The organism is Providencia sp. PROV261 (genome assembly GCF_028477945.1).
GTDB lineage: Bacteria > Pseudomonadota > Gammaproteobacteria > Enterobacterales > Enterobacteriaceae > Providencia > Providencia stuartii.
In genome coordinates this window covers 18,398-38,141 of record NZ_JAMPMC010000004.1, presented here as the reverse complement: position 1 = coordinate 38,141, position 19,744 = coordinate 18,398, and the positions used below count along the sequence as shown (strand labels likewise).

The 19,744-nt window shown below is 38.3% G+C and carries 20 protein-coding genes; 15 read left to right on the top strand and 5 right to left on the bottom strand.

Annotated elements, in window-relative coordinates; genetic code table 11:
* Positions 1–19 precede the first annotated feature (19 nt).
* The gene (locus PR675_RS02365; protein ID WP_060561301.1) at positions 20–3,322 is read right to left on the bottom strand and encodes a M66 family metalloprotease; all 3,303 of its coding nucleotides are present in this window, start codon (positions 3,320–3,322) and stop codon (positions 20–22) included.
* A 514-nt stretch (positions 3,323–3,836) separates the two neighbouring features.
* Between PR675_RS02365 and PR675_RS02360 the strand changes: the two genes are divergently transcribed.
* The 10 genes from PR675_RS02360 (at position 3,837) to PR675_RS02315 (ending at position 12,491) form a co-directional block, all read left to right on the top strand.
* Positions 3,837–4,760, top strand: a complete 924-nt coding sequence (locus tag PR675_RS02360) for a substrate-binding domain-containing protein (RefSeq protein ID WP_014658246.1) — start codon at positions 3,837–3,839, stop codon at positions 4,758–4,760.
* A gap of 57 nt (positions 4,761–4,817) precedes the next feature.
* The gene (locus PR675_RS02355; protein ID WP_004919284.1) at positions 4,818–6,374 is read left to right on the top strand and encodes a sugar ABC transporter ATP-binding protein; all 1,557 of its coding nucleotides are present in this window, start codon (positions 4,818–4,820) and stop codon (positions 6,372–6,374) included.
* 9 nt (positions 6,375–6,383) lie between these two features.
* Entirely contained in the window at positions 6,384–7,403 is a 1,020-nt protein-coding gene (locus PR675_RS02350) for an ABC transporter permease (protein ID WP_272582661.1), read from the top strand.
* Positions 7,404–7,742: 339 nt separating this feature from the next.
* Positions 7,743–7,967, top strand: coding sequence for a stationary-phase-induced ribosome-associated protein (gene sra, locus PR675_RS02345; protein WP_060561300.1), 225 nt, complete (start codon positions 7,743–7,745; stop codon positions 7,965–7,967).
* Positions 7,968–8,225: 258 nt separating this feature from the next.
* Positions 8,226–9,008 carry a YaeF family permuted papain-like enzyme gene (locus PR675_RS02340; protein ID WP_014658248.1) on the top strand — a complete coding sequence of 261 codons (783 nt, stop codon included), beginning with the start codon at positions 8,226–8,228 and terminating at the stop codon, positions 9,006–9,008.
* A gap of 375 nt (positions 9,009–9,383) precedes the next feature.
* Positions 9,384–10,298, top strand: a complete 915-nt coding sequence (locus PR675_RS02335) for a Gfo/Idh/MocA family protein (RefSeq protein ID WP_014658249.1) — start codon at positions 9,384–9,386, stop codon at positions 10,296–10,298.
* Positions 10,299–10,358: 60 nt separating this feature from the next.
* Complete coding sequence (locus tag PR675_RS02330) at positions 10,359–10,796, top strand: glyoxalase/bleomycin resistance/dioxygenase family protein (protein ID WP_060561299.1); 438 nt, start codon at positions 10,359–10,361, stop codon at positions 10,794–10,796.
* A gap of 115 nt (positions 10,797–10,911) precedes the next feature.
* On the top strand, positions 10,912–11,340 hold the full coding sequence (locus tag PR675_RS02325) for a universal stress protein (RefSeq protein ID WP_004919294.1): 429 nt from the start codon (positions 10,912–10,914) through the stop codon (positions 11,338–11,340).
* A gap of 187 nt (positions 11,341–11,527) precedes the next feature.
* On the top strand, positions 11,528–11,866 hold the full coding sequence (locus PR675_RS02320) for a hypothetical protein (protein ID WP_004919295.1): 339 nt from the start codon (positions 11,528–11,530) through the stop codon (positions 11,864–11,866).
* 187 nt (positions 11,867–12,053) lie between these two features.
* A complete protein-coding gene (locus tag PR675_RS02315; RefSeq protein ID WP_004919296.1) occupies positions 12,054–12,491 on the top strand; it encodes a universal stress protein in 438 nt (145 codons plus the stop codon).
* Between the two features lie 161 nt (positions 12,492–12,652).
* On the opposite strand, the gene PR675_RS02310 is transcribed toward PR675_RS02315, so the two are convergent.
* Positions 12,653–12,946, bottom strand: coding sequence for a DUF5339 family protein (locus PR675_RS02310; RefSeq protein WP_004919297.1), 294 nt, complete (start codon positions 12,944–12,946; stop codon positions 12,653–12,655).
* Positions 12,947–13,186: 240 nt separating this feature from the next.
* On the opposite strand from PR675_RS02310, the gene PR675_RS02305 reads away from it, so the two are divergent.
* On the top strand, positions 13,187–13,591 hold the full coding sequence (locus PR675_RS02305; protein WP_036940044.1) for a hypothetical protein: 405 nt from the start codon (positions 13,187–13,189) through the stop codon (positions 13,589–13,591).
* A gap of 12 nt (positions 13,592–13,603) precedes the next feature.
* Here PR675_RS02305 and PR675_RS02300 read toward each other — a convergent pair whose 3' ends face one another.
* The gene (locus PR675_RS02300; RefSeq protein WP_014658253.1) at positions 13,604–14,236 is read right to left on the bottom strand and encodes a TetR/AcrR family transcriptional regulator; all 633 of its coding nucleotides are present in this window, start codon (positions 14,234–14,236) and stop codon (positions 13,604–13,606) included.
* A gap of 187 nt (positions 14,237–14,423) precedes the next feature.
* Here PR675_RS02300 and PR675_RS02295 point away from each other — a divergent pair, with 187 nt between their 5' ends.
* From PR675_RS02295 to PR675_RS02285, 3 genes are all read left to right on the top strand, one after another.
* Positions 14,424–15,233, top strand: coding sequence for a threonine/serine ThrE exporter family protein (locus PR675_RS02295; protein WP_060561298.1), 810 nt, complete (start codon positions 14,424–14,426; stop codon positions 15,231–15,233).
* Entirely contained in the window at positions 15,230–15,694 is a 465-nt protein-coding gene (locus PR675_RS02290) for a threonine/serine exporter (protein ID WP_004919301.1), read from the top strand. Before PR675_RS02295 ends, PR675_RS02290 begins: the two co-directional genes overlap by 4 nt.
* A gap of 297 nt (positions 15,695–15,991) precedes the next feature.
* On the top strand, positions 15,992–17,050 hold the full coding sequence (locus PR675_RS02285; protein ID WP_060561297.1) for an endonuclease: 1,059 nt from the start codon (positions 15,992–15,994) through the stop codon (positions 17,048–17,050).
* Between the two features lie 88 nt (positions 17,051–17,138).
* Here the strand turns inward: PR675_RS02285 and PR675_RS02280 are convergent, their stop codons facing one another.
* Positions 17,139–17,684, bottom strand: coding sequence for a toxin-antitoxin system YwqK family antitoxin (locus PR675_RS02280; RefSeq protein WP_004919304.1), 546 nt, complete (start codon positions 17,682–17,684; stop codon positions 17,139–17,141).
* A gap of 508 nt (positions 17,685–18,192) precedes the next feature.
* Between PR675_RS02280 and phoH the strand changes: the two genes are divergently transcribed.
* Positions 18,193–18,978, top strand: a complete 786-nt coding sequence (gene phoH / locus PR675_RS02275) for a phosphate starvation-inducible protein PhoH (protein WP_004919306.1) — start codon at positions 18,193–18,195, stop codon at positions 18,976–18,978.
* A gap of 62 nt (positions 18,979–19,040) precedes the next feature.
* On the opposite strand, the gene zinT is transcribed toward phoH, so the two are convergent.
* Complete coding sequence (zinT, locus tag PR675_RS02270; protein ID WP_060561296.1) at positions 19,041–19,685, bottom strand: metal-binding protein ZinT; 645 nt, start codon at positions 19,683–19,685, stop codon at positions 19,041–19,043.
* Positions 19,686–19,744 lie beyond the last annotated feature (59 nt).

Genomic DNA, 19,744 nt, shown 5'->3' with positions numbered 1-19,744 from the left:
TAGTAGGCGTACACAAGAGTTAACTTTGAATAATACCATTGATGGTGGTAGGAAGAGGTTGATCAGTTAGTTCAATATGCTGTGATGAGACTCGTTGCCCTTTAACATATAACTCTGCTTTTACTGGCTCTAAGCGACGTTCAATATTAATGTGGAACTTATTCATTAACTGGCTAATAAATCGGTGTTGATCAAGTTGATATTGTTTTACCTCACCATTACGTAGCGTCACTGCAAGATATGGTTTAGTCGTATCGATAGTATCGTTGTTGTATACCATCCCATAAGAGCCTTCTAACGCAGGGTAGATATAGCTTTTTAATTGATTTTGTGGGTCATAAAAACCGACTAAAGTGACAACCGGAACGCCTTGCTTTACGGGTTTTTGAATGAAGGTTAATTCAGAGGACGGCTCCCATGAATCTCCATTTGAAATATAATACACTTTTGTATTATGGCTGATTATCTGCTTATTACCATTAACATGTAGTTTAATACTCCATTGAGAAGTGCAATCTATCTCAATCACTTTATTTTTATTGCTGTGATCCGCTTGAGGTAGATAAATATTGGGTGGGTAGTGAGAATTATAACTCTCTATTTTTATATGGTCATTTTTATTAAGTAGCGCTGATAAAGTTGTCTCCGTAACATCTTGATTATCTACTATTGGTACATCCACAAAAGAAATATTTTTTGTATGAGGAGGTAGGTACTCTTGCATTGTTTGTGTATTGGGATCCCACTTTTGATAACCTGTTGACGATGTTTTGCTAAATATTGCAGAGTTCTCGAAAAAATGTTGAATAGCTTGAGCCGTTGTTGGGGTATGTAATGTGTACGCATTGTACGCTTTATCGTATAGCTCACCACCAGACATAGCATCTTTTAGCATTGCATGTTGCATATAGGGTTCTGCTTTTTCTGCATTAGGATCACGCGCATCTAAAACCGTGTACTTATTTGTTTTCTTTTTTTCAAAGTTAGGAATAAAAAAGTTGTTGTCAGCATCCCATCCCCATGTCGAATTAGGTTTATCGGGGGTTGCATGAACACCGCCTTTAAATCCCTTAAAGTAATGACCAATCTTATAATTATGACCCAGTTCATGACTAAATTCATTATCTACGGTGTTGTATAATGTGGCTTTTCCTGCTCCTCCTGACCAACCGTGCTCTTGTAAACCATTTTTATATATACCACGGGAATTATGTATCGTAATTTGTGCGGTAGGTAAGTAATTATTTTCTTTTGTCGCCGATGAATGAACGCCGTAATTGGCTAAATTAATGCCATCTGAAATAAGATCTTTAGAAATTTGCTCTCGCATATCCCCATTATGCCCACCTCCATCATCATCTGAACGATGAGTTAAATGTTTTCCTGAAGGAAGAACAATCTCTTTTAAGTGGATTGGAGCGTAGTGAGAGACGATTAAACGATTAATAGGGATTTGTTGGAAATATTGGCGTTGTAATTCAGCATTTTTTTGAAATGCTAATTCTCCTCTATAGGGAGTCAACATGCCGATATCGATAGTATGGAGCAGAAGTTCTGTTGGGGCTCCGACATAAATATCAGATAGCGTACCTTGTTTTCCATGATAATCGAATTCCAACCTTATTTTGGGCTTAATGTATTCAGCAGGAATAGCAACAGACCAGCCATTTTCGATATACCTGATTTCATCACTGTCATCATTAATTAAAGGCTCACCTTCATATGTACGCCAAAAACCAAATTCATCACAAACAAATAATTGGCTATCACCTTTTTTTATCGTTATTTTTTGGTCTCCATAGAAAACATGACTGTCATAGTCAGCCTCTGATGAAAAATAAATTTTTTTATTTTTAAAATTGGGATGAGTTTCTAATGTAAAATGACGGGCCCAATTAGCATTACGCGTTGCGATATGGATGTTATCATTGTTATTGATAACTTCGTTAAAATAGCAAATATCTTTTGATATTTTTTGCAATTCCTTGTTTTTATTTATCTTGATATCAAATGATTGAGGCAAGGCATAGTTAACCGTACTTTGGGTATCCGGAGAGTAAATTGACCATACACCTTCATCATCACTAATAAAAAGCTTAGTTTCACCCGTAGTAATTCTAACTTCATTATCGCCATAGGTAATATCACTATTAAAATAAGCTTGAGAAGTGAAAAGTATTTTTTTATTGGCATATTGTTTACTATTGGGAATAATAAAATCTTTCGCCCAATGGTAATCTCTGGTTGCTATTTTAATAGTGTCATTTTTTTTAATGATATCTTGGAATAATTTGGGGTTCTTAGAGATATGATTAATATCATCATTTGTCGTAAACTCCACATCAAAGGTTTCGGGGGTTTTGTATTTATCAATATTTAACGCTTGTTGATAGTGAAAAGACAATCTAGATTCGTCACGAGTAAACCAACGACCTGTTTCATCGCTTATCATAACAAAAGATTGCTGTGCAGAGAGAGGTATTGAATTATTTCTATATTTAATATTTGCATCGATATTATCCGCTAAATTCAATATGAGTTTTTTATTCGGGCGTTTTTTTAAACTATCTAAGTTAATAGATAAATTTTCAGCGTCAATATCGACTCTAATAATGTCATTTTCGGTCATAAGTTGATTGAGGTAGTTTGTGCTCTCAGTCAATTCTTTAATCTTTTTTGATGCATTGATAGTAAAATCAAACGATTTAGGAATAGTAAAATCGTCAGGTGTTAAGCGGGTAAACCGTTGCTCAGTGCCTGCAATTTTAGGCAGTTTTGATGGGGGAAGTAGGTAGGTTGAATATATCTTTTCATTATCCTCATTATAGACCTTAATATTTAATTGCTCATTTTCTTTGATTTTTTCATGAGGCTTAAATATCACCAATGTTTTACGGCCTGAAACGAGATGAGGTTGTATATCATCATCAATTCGATTAATGGCTGGGATAATGCTATGTTGAGCATAAAATACATTCCCCTTAAGATCCCCTTGGATATCACTTGGATAATTATTTGTATTATAGTAAAAAACTTTCCCTAGTTTTTCTTTGTATTCAGACAATAACTTATTATACACCCCTTGTTCATCGGTCATTTTTTTAATCAGCGCATGATTATTAATCTGTGTATCAAATAACCGTGAGATAACAAGGTTATCTATCAACGATTGCCAAAAATCAAACAGTGTATTTGGGTTATTATTAAGGTCATTAAGACCTAATAAATGAGATGAATGAGTATCATTTTCTTTATTTAATTGTGTTGTCGGTATCATCACTTCATGACGATTTTGGCAAATGCAAATTGTCAAAGCTAGCATATAAATCCTTTTAATTGATTAGTTTATTGCTAATATCTTCATTTTATTAGCAGTATTAGATAATAAAGAAAAAAATAAAAATGATAAGCAAATTATTTTATAGTTAATCTTAATTTAGCCAAATAATCAGTCAATTGTTCATTCTGAACACTTGAATTTCTTGATTTATTCATTAATAGCAATTCGCTTAGAGATAATCCCATCGGTTAATAAAATAGAATGAATATTTCATTTCTTTACGAAAGAAATCACCAAGATCTCAAGGGGTAAAAAAGGCGCCGAAGTCCCCTTAATCAGGGGATAGAATGAGAGAAATCTGTGATCTTTGTAACATAATTTTCTGACTTTCCACTTAATTTCGTTATCAACACAACAAAAACAAAATTTTCATATAATAAAAATTGGAATATATGTTTCATTAATGTATATCTATGTTATCGCCATGTTAAATATTGGTGACATCAAAACACAACATGTATTCATAATCAGTGGGAAGGGCAAAATGAAAAATATCATGAAATTAACCGCGCTGGTTGCTGTATTGGGTTTAACACCGAGTGTGATGGCTGAAAATGAACAAATTGTCTTTAGTCCGCCAACATTGGCCAGCCCGTTTGAAGTGCATATGCAGAAATCGGCGGTGAAAACCGCTAAAGAGTTAGGAGTCAATATTCAAGTCTTAGATGGGCAAGGTAGCTCACCTAAGCAGGTTGCTGATATTGAAAATGCGATCACACGAGGTGCACAGGGCTTTATTGTGTCACCTAATGATGTCAATGCCATTGCCGATGCGGTGGTTGAAATTCAAAGCGCTGGCTTACCGGTGGTGACTCTTGATAGAACCATTAATGCACAACAACCAGTGCCGCATTTTGGGGCTAATAATTACAAAGGCGGTTACGCCATTGCGGAATATGTCAAAAAGCAGTTTCCAAATGGCGCCGATCTGATCTTAATTACAGGGCAACCTGGCTCCTCATCAAATATTGAACGTACGAAAGGGATCCGCGATAGCTTAAAAGAAGGGGGGAGTAAATACCGCTTAGTCGCTGACCAAAATGGTAACTGGATGCGAGCGGAAGGGATGCGCATCACCGAAAGTTTATTGCCTTCACTCGCGAAAAAACCGGATGTGATCTTATCTGCTAACGATGATATGGCCCTTGGTGCGATTGAAGCGCTGAGCGCACAAGGTTATAAACCGGGCGACATTTTAGTGACAGGTTTTGATGCAAGTCCTGAAGCACTTAGTCGTATTAAGGAAGGTTGGATGGCTGTAACGGCTGATCAGCGCGCAGGCTACGCAGTAAAAATGGCGATGGGGCAATTGGTCGATAATATTCGTGACAAAAAAGCGATCACAGGCGCGGATTACCCTCCCACAATTATTAGCAAAGATAACCTTGATCAAGCGGAACGTATTGGTGAATTGAAATAGTCATTTACAGTGCTATTCAGGGCTCGGTGAGCCCTGTTTTCCTGAAAAGGAGTTTTTATGTCAGAGCCACTACTTAAAATTACAAATCTTGCCAAAAGCTTTTCAGGGATCTGGGCGCTAAGTCAAGCCCAAATGACAGTGATGCCAGGGGAAGTGCATGCGTTATTGGGGGAAAATGGTGCGGGTAAATCCACTTTCTTAAAGGCACTTGCAGGCGCTCAACCGCAAACCAGTGGTGATATTTGGTTTAACGGTGAATTGCTTTCCATAACAGATACCCCGATTGTTCGCCAACAAAAAGGGATTATTACTATCTATCAAGAATTTAATTTGCTACCGAATATGACGGTAGCGGAAAACATGTTTTTAGGGCGTGAAGCGCTAAAAATGCGTTGGATGGTTAATGAAAAAGTCCTTAATCAGGAAGCCAAAGCGATCCTTGATTATCTTCAATTGGCAATTTTGCCAACGACCCAAGTGGCACGGTTAAGTGTTGCCCAGCAGCAAATGATTGAAATTGCACGTGCACTGACGCTCAATGCTAAATTAATTGTGATGGATGAGCCTTCAGCGGCTCTAAGCGATACTGAAGTAGAAAGTCTGCATCGTGTTGTTAGGGAATTGAAAAACCGTGGGGTGAGCGTCATTTACGTGACACATCGCTTACATGAAGTTTTTCAGATATGTGACAAATTCACGGTATTTCAAGACGGCAGATACACCGGATCGGGGAATGTGGCTGAGACCTCAGTACAAGAGATCATACGTATGATGGTTGGGCGGAATGTGATTTTTGAACGTAGGCCGGCCAGCGAAACATATCATCGAGACAAACCGATTCGCCTATCGGTGAAACATTTATCGAAAGCTAAGCCACCTTTAGATCCTCATGGTATCGCGCTTCACGATATTAGTTTTGATGTTCATGAAGGCGAAATACTGGGTATTGCGGGCCTTATGGGGGCGGGAAGGACTGAGGTGGCACGCTGTTTATTCGGCGCAGATAAATATACCACGGGTGAGTTTATCCTTGATGGTGAGCCTTATCAACCAACGACCCCAATGAATGCACTGGATAAGGGGATTGCACTCGTTCCAGAAGATCGTAAAAAAGAAGGCGCCGCGCTGGGATTATCCATTCGCTACAACCTATCACTTTCAGCGTTATCACATCTACTTAAAATGGGGTGGATGGTGGATAGCAATAAAGAAAACGCCTTGATAGAAAGCTACAAACAAGCACTACAAATCAAAATGGCCAGCAGTGAGCAAGAAGTGCGTAAATTGTCTGGTGGTAACCAACAAAAAGTCATTCTTGCACGGTGTATGGCCATGTCGCCAAAAGTATTAATTGTTGATGAGCCAACCCGGGGTATTGATGTTGGAACCAAATCGGAAGTTCATCAGGTTATTTTTGAGATGGCGAAAAAAGGCGTTGCGGTTATTGTTATTTCTTCTGATTTACCTGAAGTCATGGCGATTTCAGACCGGATCATCACGTTGAGCGAGGGCCGCTTAACGGGGGAGATTAAAGGTGATGATGCAACAGAAGAGAAGTTAATGATGATGATGGCTATTTGCCATCAAAACTCACCAGCAGAAATGGTCGTATGAGAGGTTTACATGTTACAACAACAATCTTCTACGGCGGTCGGCCGTAAAAAAATAGATTTCATCGCTTTTTTTGAGCGCTTTGGTGTCTTGATTTTTATGGTGCTGTTGGTGCTATTTTTTCAAATCCAAAACAGTAATTTTCTGACTGAACGCAATATCACTAATATTTTAACCGAAGTGTCTATCTATGGAATTATGGCCGTGGGGATGACGTTGGTGATTTTAACCGCTGGTATTGATTTGTCTGTTGGCTCAATACTGGCGGTTTGCGCGATGACAGCGGCGTTTGTGATTAAAGGTGATAATTTAGTCGGCTTAGATCCTAATGCTTGGGGAGGGATGAGCTGGTTAGTTGGATTAGCTATCTGCTTAGCGGTAGGCACAGGGATTGGGTTTTTACATGGTCTTGGGATCACGCGGCTGAATATTCCACCATTTATCGTCACATTAGGTGGCATGACAATTTGGCGTGGGCTGACATTAGTGATTAATGATGGTGCACCAATCTCAGGTTTTGATGCTGGCTATCGTTGGTGGGGGCGTGGGGAGCTACTGGGGATCTCGGTGCCTATTTGGATCTTTGCGATTGTGGCATTGATAGGCTATTTAGCGCTGCATAAAAGCCGCTGGGGGCGTTTTGTTTACGCAGTTGGCAGTAATCAAGAAGCAGCTCGGTTAGCAGGGGTGAACGTTAAACGTGTTCTTGTCAGTGTGTATGTGGTGATTGGCTGTTTAGCTGGGCTGGCTGGGTTTGTGCTGAGTGCACGTTTAGGGAGTGCTGAAGCGGTAGCGGGGATGACATTTGAACTGCGCGTGATCGCCTCTGTTGTGATTGGTGGTACATCATTAATGGGGGGATATGGTCGTATCGGAGGAACCATTATTGGCTCAATCATTATGGGAATATTAATTAATGGTTTAGTTTTAATGAATGTTTCAGCGTATTATCAGCAAATTATTACTGGACTGATCATTATTTTAGCTGTTGCTTTTGATACTTACGCCAAAAATAGACGTGGTGCCAGTTAAATATTTTCACTATTTATAAAAGATAAACGCCTTTTTATTTTAATAAGAAGGCGTTTATCATAAGAAAATAAGAATTTAACGCTAAGAAAATACAGGTTGATACTTTTTAAATTTTAGTGCTAATAATATTGATATCTTATAAAAATTCCACCTCAGATAGTTCCCTTGTGAAACTAATTAGTTTAATTTCATTCACTTATATTTTATCGATGCTATACTATTAGGGTTATTTTTGAATTTTGAGTAAAATTTAAAATAACCCATGCAGTCAACACTGGCTATGTTTTTGATATTCAGCTTATTGCTGAATTTAAATGTTGTAGTTAAGGAGTCGATATAATGGTAAGTAATAATGCAGCACGTCGCTTATTAGGAATGCCTTATAAGTTAAGTCGTTCTAAGAAAAATATTCGAGTTTCTGTCGTAGCAAAAGAAAATGTGACGGAACAGCTGCCCGCTGAATTACAAAATCAACCTGTAGTTGCGGCATTAAATAATAAAGCGACAGAGAAAAAAAACTACCACTCAACAACGGTATTCTATCCTGAATATATTATTAGCTAATTAATTGAGTGAATGTTGACCCTCTGGCATTGCTAGAGGGTTAAAAACACCAAATGATATTCCTACCTCATTTCTTACTCTTTTTCTTGTAACCAGTACGACCGCTACCTCATCTTCATATTAGAATGGTCAATATGTGATTATTGTCACTATCTAAAATTACAAATAAACAAAATATTGAGACGTTTCCGATGAAAAAGTCATGGAACTTGGTTACATTGAATTGGCGTATAAATAGAAATAGAGTAGGTATTCCCGTTGGCTTATTTTAAATATTTAATTTTTTGTTTTTGTGTTATTTCAGTGGCAGGATGTTCGACAGGCTTTAGAACGGATGAAGAAAGTAACCGATTAAAATTTAGCATTCAACAAGCCAATACGATACCGATTAAAGAATCTGTAGAGGCGCTCTCCGCTGCTGATATGTTACCTGGCGATATTTTATTGTCTTCCGCAACGGGAATTAATTCATGGGGTATCCGTCTTTTTAGTATTAGCGGGGTGAGCCATGCCTCAATATATTTGGGGGCTGGTGAAGTAGCGGAATCTGTCGGCAGTGGCGTGAGGATCATTACGCTCGATCAAGCTATCTCGGACTCAAATAATATGGTGGTGTTGCGGCAAGAGGGGTTAACCTCTATTCACGCCCATAAATTACGTGAATTTTCTATGCAAAATGAAGGGGGCAAATATAACTTTAAAGGGATAGTGATGATAGCGCCTTGGATGGTGACAAAGCGCGTCTGTGAATTACCTTTTATTGGTCAAACGATCCGTAATTTTTGTTTGAGAACGTTAGCGACGGTACAGTTAGGTAGCGATGTAGACCAAGCTAACGGCTTCTTTTGTTCGCAGTTTGTCCTTGATGCCTATAAATATGCAGGACTTCCGTTATTTGAAGGGAATTCAGCGTGGATAACGCCAGCGGATATCCTTCATATGCGAACAGGGGATGTGCCGACCTTTGTTCCGACCCATCGTTTAAGCTATGTAGGGCACTTGAAATCTTGGAGTTTATCGAGTGCGCTTCACCTGAGATAAATATCGTCAATAAAGTGGGTTTGTGGCGACGTGTTAATGAAAAAAAAGGCCAACTCAGAGAAGTTGGCCTGCTAAAACTGGAAGCAATGTGAGCAATGTCGTTTACGAAAGCTTGAGTAATTTACTCAAGTATTCGTTAGGTAAAAGATAACCATTCTCATTTGATAAATCAACCCTTTTTTATGTCTTATTATGCGAATTTTACCCCCTATAAATTCGTTTTTATAAAAAATAATTAAAATTCAATGCGTTATTTTTGGCTCTTTTAAGGATAATTTGAATAAATTTTTATAAAACAAGTTAGTACTCGAAATAAGTTGTTCGTTATACTTGTCAGTATCCTTCCTACACCGTCAGCACAGAGGTCAATCTTTGATGAGAACATTACGCATTGGTATCGTAGGGTTAGGCTCTATTGCGCAAAAAGCCTATTTACCGATACTGAGTAAAACAGATAATTGGCAACTGATAGGGGCATTTTCACCAAATCAAAGGAAAGCAAAAATCGTCTGTGATAACTATCGTATTCCACTGTATTCAGATATAAAACAGCTGGCCCAGCAGTGTGATGCGGTTTTTGTACACAGTAGTACCGCCAGCCATTTTTCAGTTATTTACAGTTTGTTATCATACGGCGTACATGTGTATGTTGATAAACCGCTTGCTGAGACACTTTGCCAATCAGAGCAATTAGTGGACTTTGCACATAAACAGAAACGTTCGCTTATGGTTGGGTTTAATCGGCGCTTTTCACCTTTTTATCAAGAACTCAAACAACACCTCAGTCAAGTTGCTTCATTACGTATGGAAAAACATCGTAGTGACAGTCTAGGCCCTCAAAATGTCCGTTTTACTATGCTAGATGATTATTTACACGTTGTAGATACCGCTATCTGGCTCGTGGGAAGCGAAGCAAAATTATTGGGAGGCAATATTATTGCAACTGAGGAGCAAGCGTTATGCTATGCAGAGCATCATCTGAAAGTGAATGAATGTTTAGTGACGACATCAATGCATCGCCGAGCGGGTAGTCAACGCGAGCAAGTTGCAGCAATTTGTGATGGTGGGGTCTACCAAGTGACAAACATGAATCATTGGATGAGTGAAAGTCACGAGGGGATAAAACAAAAACAACCTTCTAGTTGGGAGTCGATATTGGTTCAACGTGGATTCGATGGGGCTATTCGCCATTTTATTGATGCGGTGAGCCATGGTAGCGAGCCTGACGTCAGTGGTGAGCAGGCGATTTATGCTCAACAAATGGTAGAGAAAATGTTAAGCATTGCGTAAATACTGTTCATTGTTTCTCAGCTCATAAACCATTCCATACCAGTCTTATATAGGATTAATATGTTAAGTTCGCATCAAGCTTCAGAAATTTTATTTGTTGCAGGTTTTGGTCCGATAACACGTGAGCCTAATGTAAGTTATGCTTTCTATGTTAAAACTTTAGGTTTACCTTTAAAGGCAATGGAAGGTAATCAGGATTATTTCACCAGCGAAGAAGAACAGCTTAGTGGCGTTAAACACTTTGCGTTATGGCCATTATCTCAAGCTGCACAATCTTGTTTTGGTGTTGATCATTGGCCGGAAACGCACCTTGTTCCTCAAAGCTGGATAGAATTTGAAGTCGCTAATTTATCAAAAGCCACTCAATGTTTTATTAATGAAGGTTATTCCATTTTAGTTAATGAGCGAATGGAACCTTGGGGACAAATGGTTACACGCTTACTTAGCCCCGAAGGAATGTTGGTTGGTTTAACCGTTACACCATGGTTAAGAGAATAATAGTTAATAATTTGTAGCGAGAGATCTCATTTATCTTGTTGTTTAAGAGACATTCTTGCGTATTTGATTATAATTTTGTTGTTAACTTAAATTCTTTTTTCTATCAGGAGGGGTTATGTATAAAACGATTCTGGTTCCTATAGATTTAACTGAGGATGAACTGACAAGTAAAGCTGTTCGCCATGCAGTTAATTTAGCTAAACAGTCTGGTGCGAAAATTCATTTGATCCATGTGCTACCAATCTCTTCTGCTATTATTAATGCGTATGCACTTGGTTATATGGAAATAAAAGACCGTGCAACCGTTAAAGCAGAAGAAGATATGAAAATGTTGATGGATACGATTGATTTACCACTATCTGATGTCAATTATACCATAACGTTTGGCTCACCTCGTGATGAAGTGATTAATACTGCAAAAGACATTAACGCCGATATTATTGTTATCGGTTCACGCCGTCCGAATATTTCTACACACCTCCTAGGCTCTACCGCAGCGGGTATTGTTCGTTACGCAGAAACCTCTGTATTGGTAGTTCGTTAATTTTTTAAATAAACCTATGCTGATATTTAGCATAGGTTTTATTGAACCCATTATTTTTTATTTTACACGATCGTCATAAAGCGATGAGTGATTAAACCTTTTTCTTCTATCTTGTTGGGTATCAGGTATTGAGTGTAACAGTTCAGCCGAATAGGCCCTATTTTTATTGGGAATGGTGAGCTTATTTATGGAAAAGTTTTCGCAAGAAGTTATCCGCATTGAACATTTCTTATTCAGGGTATTACGTTTTTATTTTTTGTCGCTATTGGTTTTTTTCCTTGGGCTGTTACCCGGTATTATTGGCTTTTATTTTATTGAAGGTCATTCTTTGATGGAGTCAATGCTTAATGCATTATCCATGCTAAGTGGGCAAGCAATAGAGCCTGCACCAATCACGCAAGGTGGGCGTTTTTTTATCGCAATATATGGGCTGTTTTTACAGAGCGTATTCATTATTAGTATTGGCTTAATTGTCACACCTTTTTTGCACCGCATCTTACATAAATGGCACTTAGAAGATAGTTAGCATATTGATAAAATTGTGAACTTGCTTTAACAAATCGTCTGGTAGCTCACGGCAGTTTGTTTTTATTAAGACTATACTTTTGGTGAACAAAAAAGATAAACATTCACAAAGTGTATCCTAGTTATCACATCGCACTAAGGGATCACAGGTGGATAATAGAATGATGACTAATTAATAGGGGTATCGCATGTACAATAAAATTTTGGTTCCCGTAGACATTTCTGAAGATATTCTGACGGATAAAGCATTAAAACACGCAATTTATTTAGCAAAAATGTCGGGGGCAAAAATACATCTTTTCCACTCAGTTCCTGATGTTTCAAGGTTCTCAATGAGCTATAGCTATCATTATGATCTTTTATCTTCATTTGCTAAAAAAGCCGTTGAACGTTCAGAAGAGCAGTTAAAAGAGATTATTGCTAAGATCGATTACCCACAAGAAGATATTTCTTACAAAGTCGCTTTTGGTTCACCGAGAGATAAAGTGTTAGCTGAGGCAGAAGAAATAGGTGCGGATCTGATTGTGATTGGTTCACGTAACCCGAGTATCACAACGCACTTACTAGGGTCAAACGCATCAGGCATTGTTTCTTATGCGAAAATATCTGTACTGGTAGTCAGATAACCCGCCAATACAATAAGGCCAGTATTATACTGGCCTTATTAACGCTCTAATCTTTAACGCAAATCTATTACCATCTTAGCCCAAAGCAAGGCTAAAATTCGCATCGAAAAAGCAGATGGTGCTTATTCATCCCTATTAAATCAATATAATAGAGATAAAAATTATTTACCTTCCACTGCCTCTTTAGCTGCTTTAATAGCTTGAATGCCTTGTTCACATGCTTGTTCTTGAGCATCTTCTGGATAATCAGCGAGTGCTTTTTTCGCTTCTTCCAATTGATGTTTCATCTCAGTGATCCTTTCTTTAACATTAGGGTCATTTTTGTACTGCTCTTCAGCTTGTTTAACCAGCACATTCATTTCTTGGAAATAAGTATCGCAATTTTTTCCTGCATTCGCACCAAATGCAGCTAATAGTGCAGCAACCCCGAAAGCAACTGAAAATCTTTTTTTCATAATTTATTCGCTTTTTTGATGTAACAATAAAACGAGAATAGCATTCCATATTCAAAAAGACATCACCTCTCTTATTCAATATTTTCTACTGTAGGTAATTTTGCTGCATATTAGGAATTATCTGTAATAACAGCACCGCGTGAATAGCATAATTTGCAAAAAGATAAATGAGAATCATTCTTGACTCTGTTGCAATTAAAAGTGTACAGTTAAGTACACTTTTTTATGGGGGAGCTAGGTATGCATAATAAGACGATTATTGATACGGCTGAGTGGCCAGTTTGTGTAATCCATTCATTTCCAAAAACCTTAGATGAAACGCGTTTATGGTTAGAAGAAATGGATATGTTATTGGCAAGAAGGGCGCAATTTGTATTAGTTTATCCGCCGGTCAAACAGAGCAAAGAAAAACCGTCTGAGGAACATATGAATGCCATGAAATATGTTCGCCGTTGGTTAAAACATGCTAAAGAGCCGATGGTTGAACACTGCCGTGCAATGGTGGTGACGTTACAACCAGATGGGAGTGATAAAGAAGATATGGAACAAATGGCGCCGTTACTTTCTGCATTTTATGGGCCTGAAGTGTTTATTGAACATAACATCGCCGCAGCGAAAAAATATGCTACGGCATTGATTTCTTAATGACGATGACCGCTATTGGCTAATTTTACGAATATAACTGGCGATGATGTCCACTGAGAGCGCAATTTGTTGCGTGATAAATTCATCGCTAGGTTTAAAATCAGTGACACAGAAGGTTTTAATAAAAACATCTGCTTTTAACATTTCTAAAAATCGAGATGAAATACTTAATAGCGTTTGTTCGTTAACTTTCACTTCAGGTAATTCAAGGAGTTTCTCAGTTAATAGCCGATAACTACGTACTGGCCCTTGTTCAAAGAAAGCATGGCTAATTTCAGGAAAGCGGTTATATTCACCAAGGATCAAACGATATAAACCAATAGACTGTGGTTTAATCACATTCAGTAAAAACCGTGCGCCGTAAAAAGACAATACAGATTCAATGCTATGGAGAGAAGGGGGATTATGATTTTCATCATCGGCGAAAATATCGTCAATCATTGATGCAACGACCGCAGCGAATAATCCTTCTTTATCACCGAAGTTTTTATACAGCGTGGAACGAGAGCCTCCTGCACGCTCAATGATCATATCAAGTGTTGTTCCTTCAAATCCATATTGAATAAAAATTTCAGAAGCCGCACTAATTAATGCTTTATTACGACGCTGCCCCTTAGGGGTTTTAGCGAAAAATGGGCTACTCATGCAATACTCATCCTAGCATTATGATTTATCTAACTATTCTTATCATGAAAAGGCAAAGTTCGTGATGACTAATCATGCTTTAACCTGAAAGAGATCATAATTCAGGCTATTATTTCACTTTATGATGTTGCTAAAGGTTATCACGTTTAAATCGTTATCTAAATCATCGCAGTGGATTGGAGGAAAAATGAAAGGGGAGGCTATCGATGAGTTGCAAGGTATTCATGCGATTACCGAAACACAAAGGGAGATCACTCGATTATGTATACAGTGTGGCCTCTTATTATTACAACATGGTGCGGAGAGTATGCTGGTGGAGCAGCTTACCGGCCGCTTAGGGATTGCACTCGGGGCAGATCAAGTTGATAGTGCTATTTCCTCGAATTCATTAGTACTGACAACCATAATTGAAGGTCACTGCTTAACGTCGACGCGTCGTATTATTGACCGTGGTATTAATATGCATGTGGTGACAGAGGTACAGCATGCTGTCATTTTAGTTGAGCATCACCTTTTGGATCGCAAACAACTTGAGAAGAAATTGTCCTCAATAAAACCATTACGTTATCCACGTTGGATAATGGTGCTGATGGTTGCTCTATCTTGTGCCTGTTTTAGTAAATTAAATGGAGGAGGATGGGATGGCTCCTTAGTGACATTGATTGCGAGTGGTTGTGCAATGTATATTCGTCAGGTGCTGACTTCTCGGCAAATGAATCCTTTGATTAACTTTTGTATTACTGCTTTTGTGGCAACGTCTGTTTCCGGATTATTATTAAAATTGCCATTTTTTGCTCCGACAGCAAGTATTTCGATGGCAGCAAGTGTATTGCTACTCGTGCCGGGTTTTCCATTAATTAATGCGGTGGCCGATATGTTTAAAGGCCATGTTAATACAGGGTTAGCGCGGTGGATGATGGCGAGCTTACTGACGCTGGCGACATGTATTGGTGTTGTGATTGCAATGGCAATTTGGGGACTAAGGGAGTGGGCATGAGTTTTTTACTGGCACTTTTAGAGGATATGTTACTAGCGGCTATCCCTGCTGTTGGCTTTGCGATGGTATTTAATGTGCCGATCAAAGCATTGAAATATTGTGCTTTGTTAGGGGCTATTGGTCATGGCTCACGTATGACTATGATGACACTTGGCTTAAATATTGAATGGGCAAGTTTTATTGCCGCTATTCTTATTGGCGCGATTGGTATTCAATGGTCTCGAACATGGTTAGCACATCCTAAAGTTTTTACGGTTGCAGCAGTAATACCGATGTTTCCGGGGATCAGTGCTTATACCGCAATGATCTCCGTCGTCAAAATTTCTCATTTAGGTTATACCCCTGAGTTATTTGAAACCCTTGTGACCAACTTTTTACGAGCATCATTTATTGTTGGGGCCTTATCAATTGGTCTATCCCTTCCTGGTTTGTGGTTATATCGTAAACGCCCAAGTGTATAAAAAACAAGAAACGCCTTCGGTAAATGTGATATTCAAGAAGGCGTTTGATTGACTTTATTTACTATGGCAACCTAGCCTTTATTCAAAATTAATCTGATATATCTTTCAATAGCTTTTACTATAAGTTGTTAGATTGATTAATAAACAATTCCTGTTATTAATTAGAATTATTAACATAACTGAATTGCTCTAATATGGAGTAGTTGTGCAATTTTATCGTGGTAAGTCGGTTGTTTCTAATATTCATTAGCTGCAAAAAAGCTTATATTCGGTTGTGTGGTACTGGCATAAGAAAATATGCAGTATATTACAGGATGCACTAACGCATTTAAGTTAATTGTTTATTATCAAAACATCAGTGGTGTTATTTTGAATAAAATATTCGCTTCATTGTACCCAAAATGGGTACTGTCATTCTTTTTATTAATATTTACTTTCCCGCTTATCGCTGCGCCAGGACAGTTTGATGAAGCGAAATTATTAAGTAAAACTAAAGTATATCTGGATCAAAACAATCAAGGTGAGGGAACACTTTACTGTGGTTGTAAATGGGAGTGGGCCGGTAAAAGTGGTGGGGTAGTCGATTTAAACTCGTGTGGTTACCAAGTCCGTAAACAGCAAAATAGGGCAATGCGTATTGAGTGGGAACATATTGTTCCGGCATGGGTATTTGGTCATCAGAGACAATGTTGGCAGAACGGTGGACGTAAAAACTGTGTTTCAACAGATCCTATCTTTCGTAAGATGGAAGCCGATATGCATAACCTTGCACCATCAATTGGTGAAGTAAATGGTGACCGTAGTAATTTTAGCTATGCTCAACTTCCCTCTAATGCGCAATATCCTTATGGTCAATGTCGTAGCCGAGTTGATTTTAAGCAACGCGTTTTTGAACCTAGAGATGAAGTGAAGGGGCAAGTGGCTCGTGTCTATTTTTACATGCATGACCGTTATAACTTGTCGATGTCACGTCAACAGCAACAACTATTGATGGCATGGGATAGACAATATCCGCCGAGTCAGTGGGAAAAACAACGTGACGAACGCATTGCTGCAATCATGGGGCACCATAACCCCTTTGTCACGGGGGAAATGAAATGGGAGCTTGGGCATAAAAATAGTGCTCAAGGGATTAAGCAAGTTGATAATTTATCGCCTGCACCTACAAAAGAGACACCAAAACCTCAAGCATCTGAAACCAGTACTCAAGTAAAAGGTAATCGTAACTCACATAAATACCATTTAGCACATTGCTCTGGTTTTAAAACAACATCCGATAAAAATGCAGTGATGTTCAGCGATGAGTTAGCCGCACAAGCCGCAGGCTATGAATTGGCAGGTAACTGTAAGCCTTAAAAGGTGTTTTTAAGGTAAAGTAAAAAAACACCCCAAAGTTGTACTACAACGTTTGGGGTGCTGTTCATCACTTTTGGGTTTTTTTATATTATTTTTCGCTGACAATTTTGCCATTAATAACGGCGGATTTTTGAACGAACTGCCCATTTTCATCAAATTCAGAGATAAAACCTTGTGGTTCACCATCTTTGAAAACACCGGAAGCATAAACGTTGTTGCTTGGGGTGTCGTGATAAACTTTAAATGGACCTGTAAGTTTTCCGTCAGTAGCGGTCATTTCGATATCCTTACGACCATTTTCATGGTAAATCCGTACTAATCCATTCACTTTACAGTTTTTAACTGGCGTATACATTTTAACGTTACCATTCTCATAGAATGACTCAATGTAACGATCTAAACACCCCTTTTTAACCCAACTTCTGGTTTCCAATTGGCCATTATCGTAATGAAATTCATAAGCGCCTTCAGGTGTGCCTTCTGGCGTTTTAGTTGAAGGAAATTCAATACCTTTTAGTTCACGAAGTGCATCTAGATCAGATTTTGAAGATGTTGGTGTGAGTAGTTGACAACCAGAGATAAGTAGAGCAAAGGAGAAAAGTAAAGTTGGTTTTAATAAGTGTTTTTTTATCATGATGTCCCTATTGAGGTAAATATGAAAATTTCAGTTAGGCACTGGAAAATAATATTTTTCCTATACCTATCAATAAAATATAGTCATATTTAGTTAAATATCAGTCAGAATCTTCTTAAGCTATGATAAATACGGAATAATTGTAGGGAATAAATGTTAATTTATTGTTGCAAACAAAATATAGACGGGGGTATAGTCTGTTTATAAGGAATAAATGCAACATGATAAAAAGTCGGGTGTGTAATATTTTTACGGTTCGTCATAATAGTGTCATATAAATTCATTAGTTTACGGGTGTGATCCAGCAGGGAGGAACTAATGGGAACTAAGTCTTTGTTAATACTTTTACAAGGCCGGTTACTACTCCATCATGAAATTGTCATGGTGAGATTAGTAACCGGTTTTTTTATTGCATGTTCAACCAACATGAGCTTGAAGGGAGCTCCTCTCTGTTCTGAATAGTCCGTCATTTGAATTGACTTTAACGATACCTGGAAGGGTTAATACTATGAGTAGACAGAAAGCTGCAACAAAGACGCGTCGTGAAATGAAACGGTCATTACGTAAAGAGCGCGCAGGTCGTTACGAAATGGCAAGTGTGGCCTCTTTTGCTGATTTTACGGGGATTGAACCTATTGGTATGGCGAAAGAGCGGCGTGATACATCGCCGATTACTCCACGCAATGATGCGCAAAAGCTCTATATTAATTCGATTAAACACAAGCAATTAATTTTTGCGAACGGTGAGGCGGGTTGTGGCAAAACCTATATTAGTACTGCACTGGCAGCAGATGCGTTAATCAATAAAGATATCAACAAAATCATCGTGACAAGGCCTGTTTTGCAGGCAGAAGAAGATCTCGGTTTTCTTCCGGGTGATATGGCTGAAAAATTTGCGCCATATTTCCGACCCGTTTATGACGTGTTAGTGAAAAGGCTTGGTAACTCCTTTTTGCAATACTGTTTACGGCCTGAAATTGCCAAAGTTGAAATTTCACCTTTTGCTTACATGCGTGGTCGCACATTTGAAAATGCGATTGTCATTCTGGATGAAGCTCAAAACGTTACTGTTAGTCAGATGAAAATGTTTTTAACGCGGTTAGGGGAAAATGTCACTGTTATAGTGAATGGTGATGTGACGCAATGTGATTTACCTGATGGCGTTATATCTGGTTTGGCAGATGCCTTACAACGTTTTAGCAGTGATGAAATGGTCTCAATGGTTAATTTCACGGTAGATGATTGTGTGCGTTCAACGCTTTGTCATCGAGCATTATTAGCTTATAGCCATTAAGTGATGTGATAGCCCCAGTTGTTAGCCAATAAAACTGGGGCTATTTGCAAATCTAATGATGATTAATGATGCAGCATTTCATGGACAATTTGTTCATCATTAAGCGAATAGGGGTAATAAGTTGGCCAATTATCCATTTGTTGTAATAGTTTTTCGTGGGATTCATTCCCCATATAGAGGTGAAAATGCCCTGAGGCCTGCGGTTCAATAATATGGTCACTAAATTGGATATATTTCGGTGCTTTTGAGTGTTTGTCTTGGCATTCGAATAAATAACGAACCCCTTTTTTACCGGAAGTATAATGGAGGATTTTAAAACCGGAATAGTGGTATTCACAACGGCTGATTTGACCATTCTGGGTAAATTCAATAATGTTATTCTCAATACCGATATTCTCAACGTCCGTTTGATAACCTTTTTTATAATAAGCGCGATACTCATCGACGGTTTTGTCTTTATTGTTTTTTGCTTTATGCTCCAATACGGGATCGAGTTTGCCAGTTATTAATAATGGGTAAATTGACTCCCAGATGCCATCCCAATCACTGAGCTTTCTATCTTTTACATCAACATCATTAAAAATACCTTTACTTGCTTGTATCGCTTTTTCGGATTGCGGGTGAGCATGACTATGAGCTTGTGTATTAAAGCTAACAAAAAGTGCACTGAGACTTAATGCAGCGGCAATAAGGGGTTGCTTATTCATTGAAGGTTCCTATAGTCCATAATAAATTAAAGTTATGTTATAACATAACACTTAATGAA

What these genes read in the sequence shown, in the direction of transcription:
- PR675_RS02365 (WP_060561301.1), bottom strand. Translation starts at nt 3,322, where the DNA reads ATGCTAGCTTTGACAATTTGCATTTGCCAAAATCGTCATGAAGTGATG.
- PR675_RS02360 (WP_014658246.1), top strand. Translation starts at nt 3,837, where the DNA reads ATGAAATTAACCGCGCTGGTTGCTGTATTGGGTTTAACACCGAGTGTG.
- PR675_RS02355 (WP_004919284.1), top strand. Translation starts at nt 4,818, where the DNA reads ATGTCAGAGCCACTACTTAAAATTACAAATCTTGCCAAAAGCTTTTCA.
- PR675_RS02350 (WP_272582661.1), top strand. Translation starts at nt 6,384, where the DNA reads ATGTTACAACAACAATCTTCTACGGCGGTCGGCCGTAAAAAAATAGAT.
- sra (WP_060561300.1), top strand. Translation starts at nt 7,743, where the DNA reads ATGGTAAGTAATAATGCAGCACGTCGCTTATTAGGAATGCCTTATAAG.
- PR675_RS02335 (WP_014658249.1), top strand. Translation starts at nt 9,384, where the DNA reads ATGAGAACATTACGCATTGGTATCGTAGGGTTAGGCTCTATTGCGCAA.
- PR675_RS02330 (WP_060561299.1), top strand. Translation starts at nt 10,359, where the DNA reads ATGTTAAGTTCGCATCAAGCTTCAGAAATTTTATTTGTTGCAGGTTTT.
- PR675_RS02325 (WP_004919294.1), top strand. Translation starts at nt 10,912, where the DNA reads ATGTATAAAACGATTCTGGTTCCTATAGATTTAACTGAGGATGAACTG.
- PR675_RS02320 (WP_004919295.1), top strand. Translation starts at nt 11,528, where the DNA reads ATGGAAAAGTTTTCGCAAGAAGTTATCCGCATTGAACATTTCTTATTC.
- PR675_RS02315 (WP_004919296.1), top strand. Translation starts at nt 12,054, where the DNA reads ATGTACAATAAAATTTTGGTTCCCGTAGACATTTCTGAAGATATTCTG.
- PR675_RS02310 (WP_004919297.1), bottom strand. Translation starts at nt 12,946, where the DNA reads ATGAAAAAAAGATTTTCAGTTGCTTTCGGGGTTGCTGCACTATTAGCT.
- PR675_RS02305 (WP_036940044.1), top strand. Translation starts at nt 13,187, where the DNA reads ATGCATAATAAGACGATTATTGATACGGCTGAGTGGCCAGTTTGTGTA.
- PR675_RS02300 (WP_014658253.1), bottom strand. Translation starts at nt 14,236, where the DNA reads ATGAGTAGCCCATTTTTCGCTAAAACCCCTAAGGGGCAGCGTCGTAAT.
- PR675_RS02295 (WP_060561298.1), top strand. Translation starts at nt 14,424, where the DNA reads ATGAAAGGGGAGGCTATCGATGAGTTGCAAGGTATTCATGCGATTACC.
- PR675_RS02290 (WP_004919301.1), top strand. Translation starts at nt 15,230, where the DNA reads ATGAGTTTTTTACTGGCACTTTTAGAGGATATGTTACTAGCGGCTATC.
- PR675_RS02285 (WP_060561297.1), top strand. Translation starts at nt 15,992, where the DNA reads ATGCAGTATATTACAGGATGCACTAACGCATTTAAGTTAATTGTTTAT.
- PR675_RS02280 (WP_004919304.1), bottom strand. Translation starts at nt 17,684, where the DNA reads ATGATAAAAAAACACTTATTAAAACCAACTTTACTTTTCTCCTTTGCT.
- phoH (WP_004919306.1), top strand. Translation starts at nt 18,193, where the DNA reads ATGAGTAGACAGAAAGCTGCAACAAAGACGCGTCGTGAAATGAAACGG.
- zinT (WP_060561296.1), bottom strand. Translation starts at nt 19,685, where the DNA reads ATGAATAAGCAACCCCTTATTGCCGCTGCATTAAGTCTCAGTGCACTT.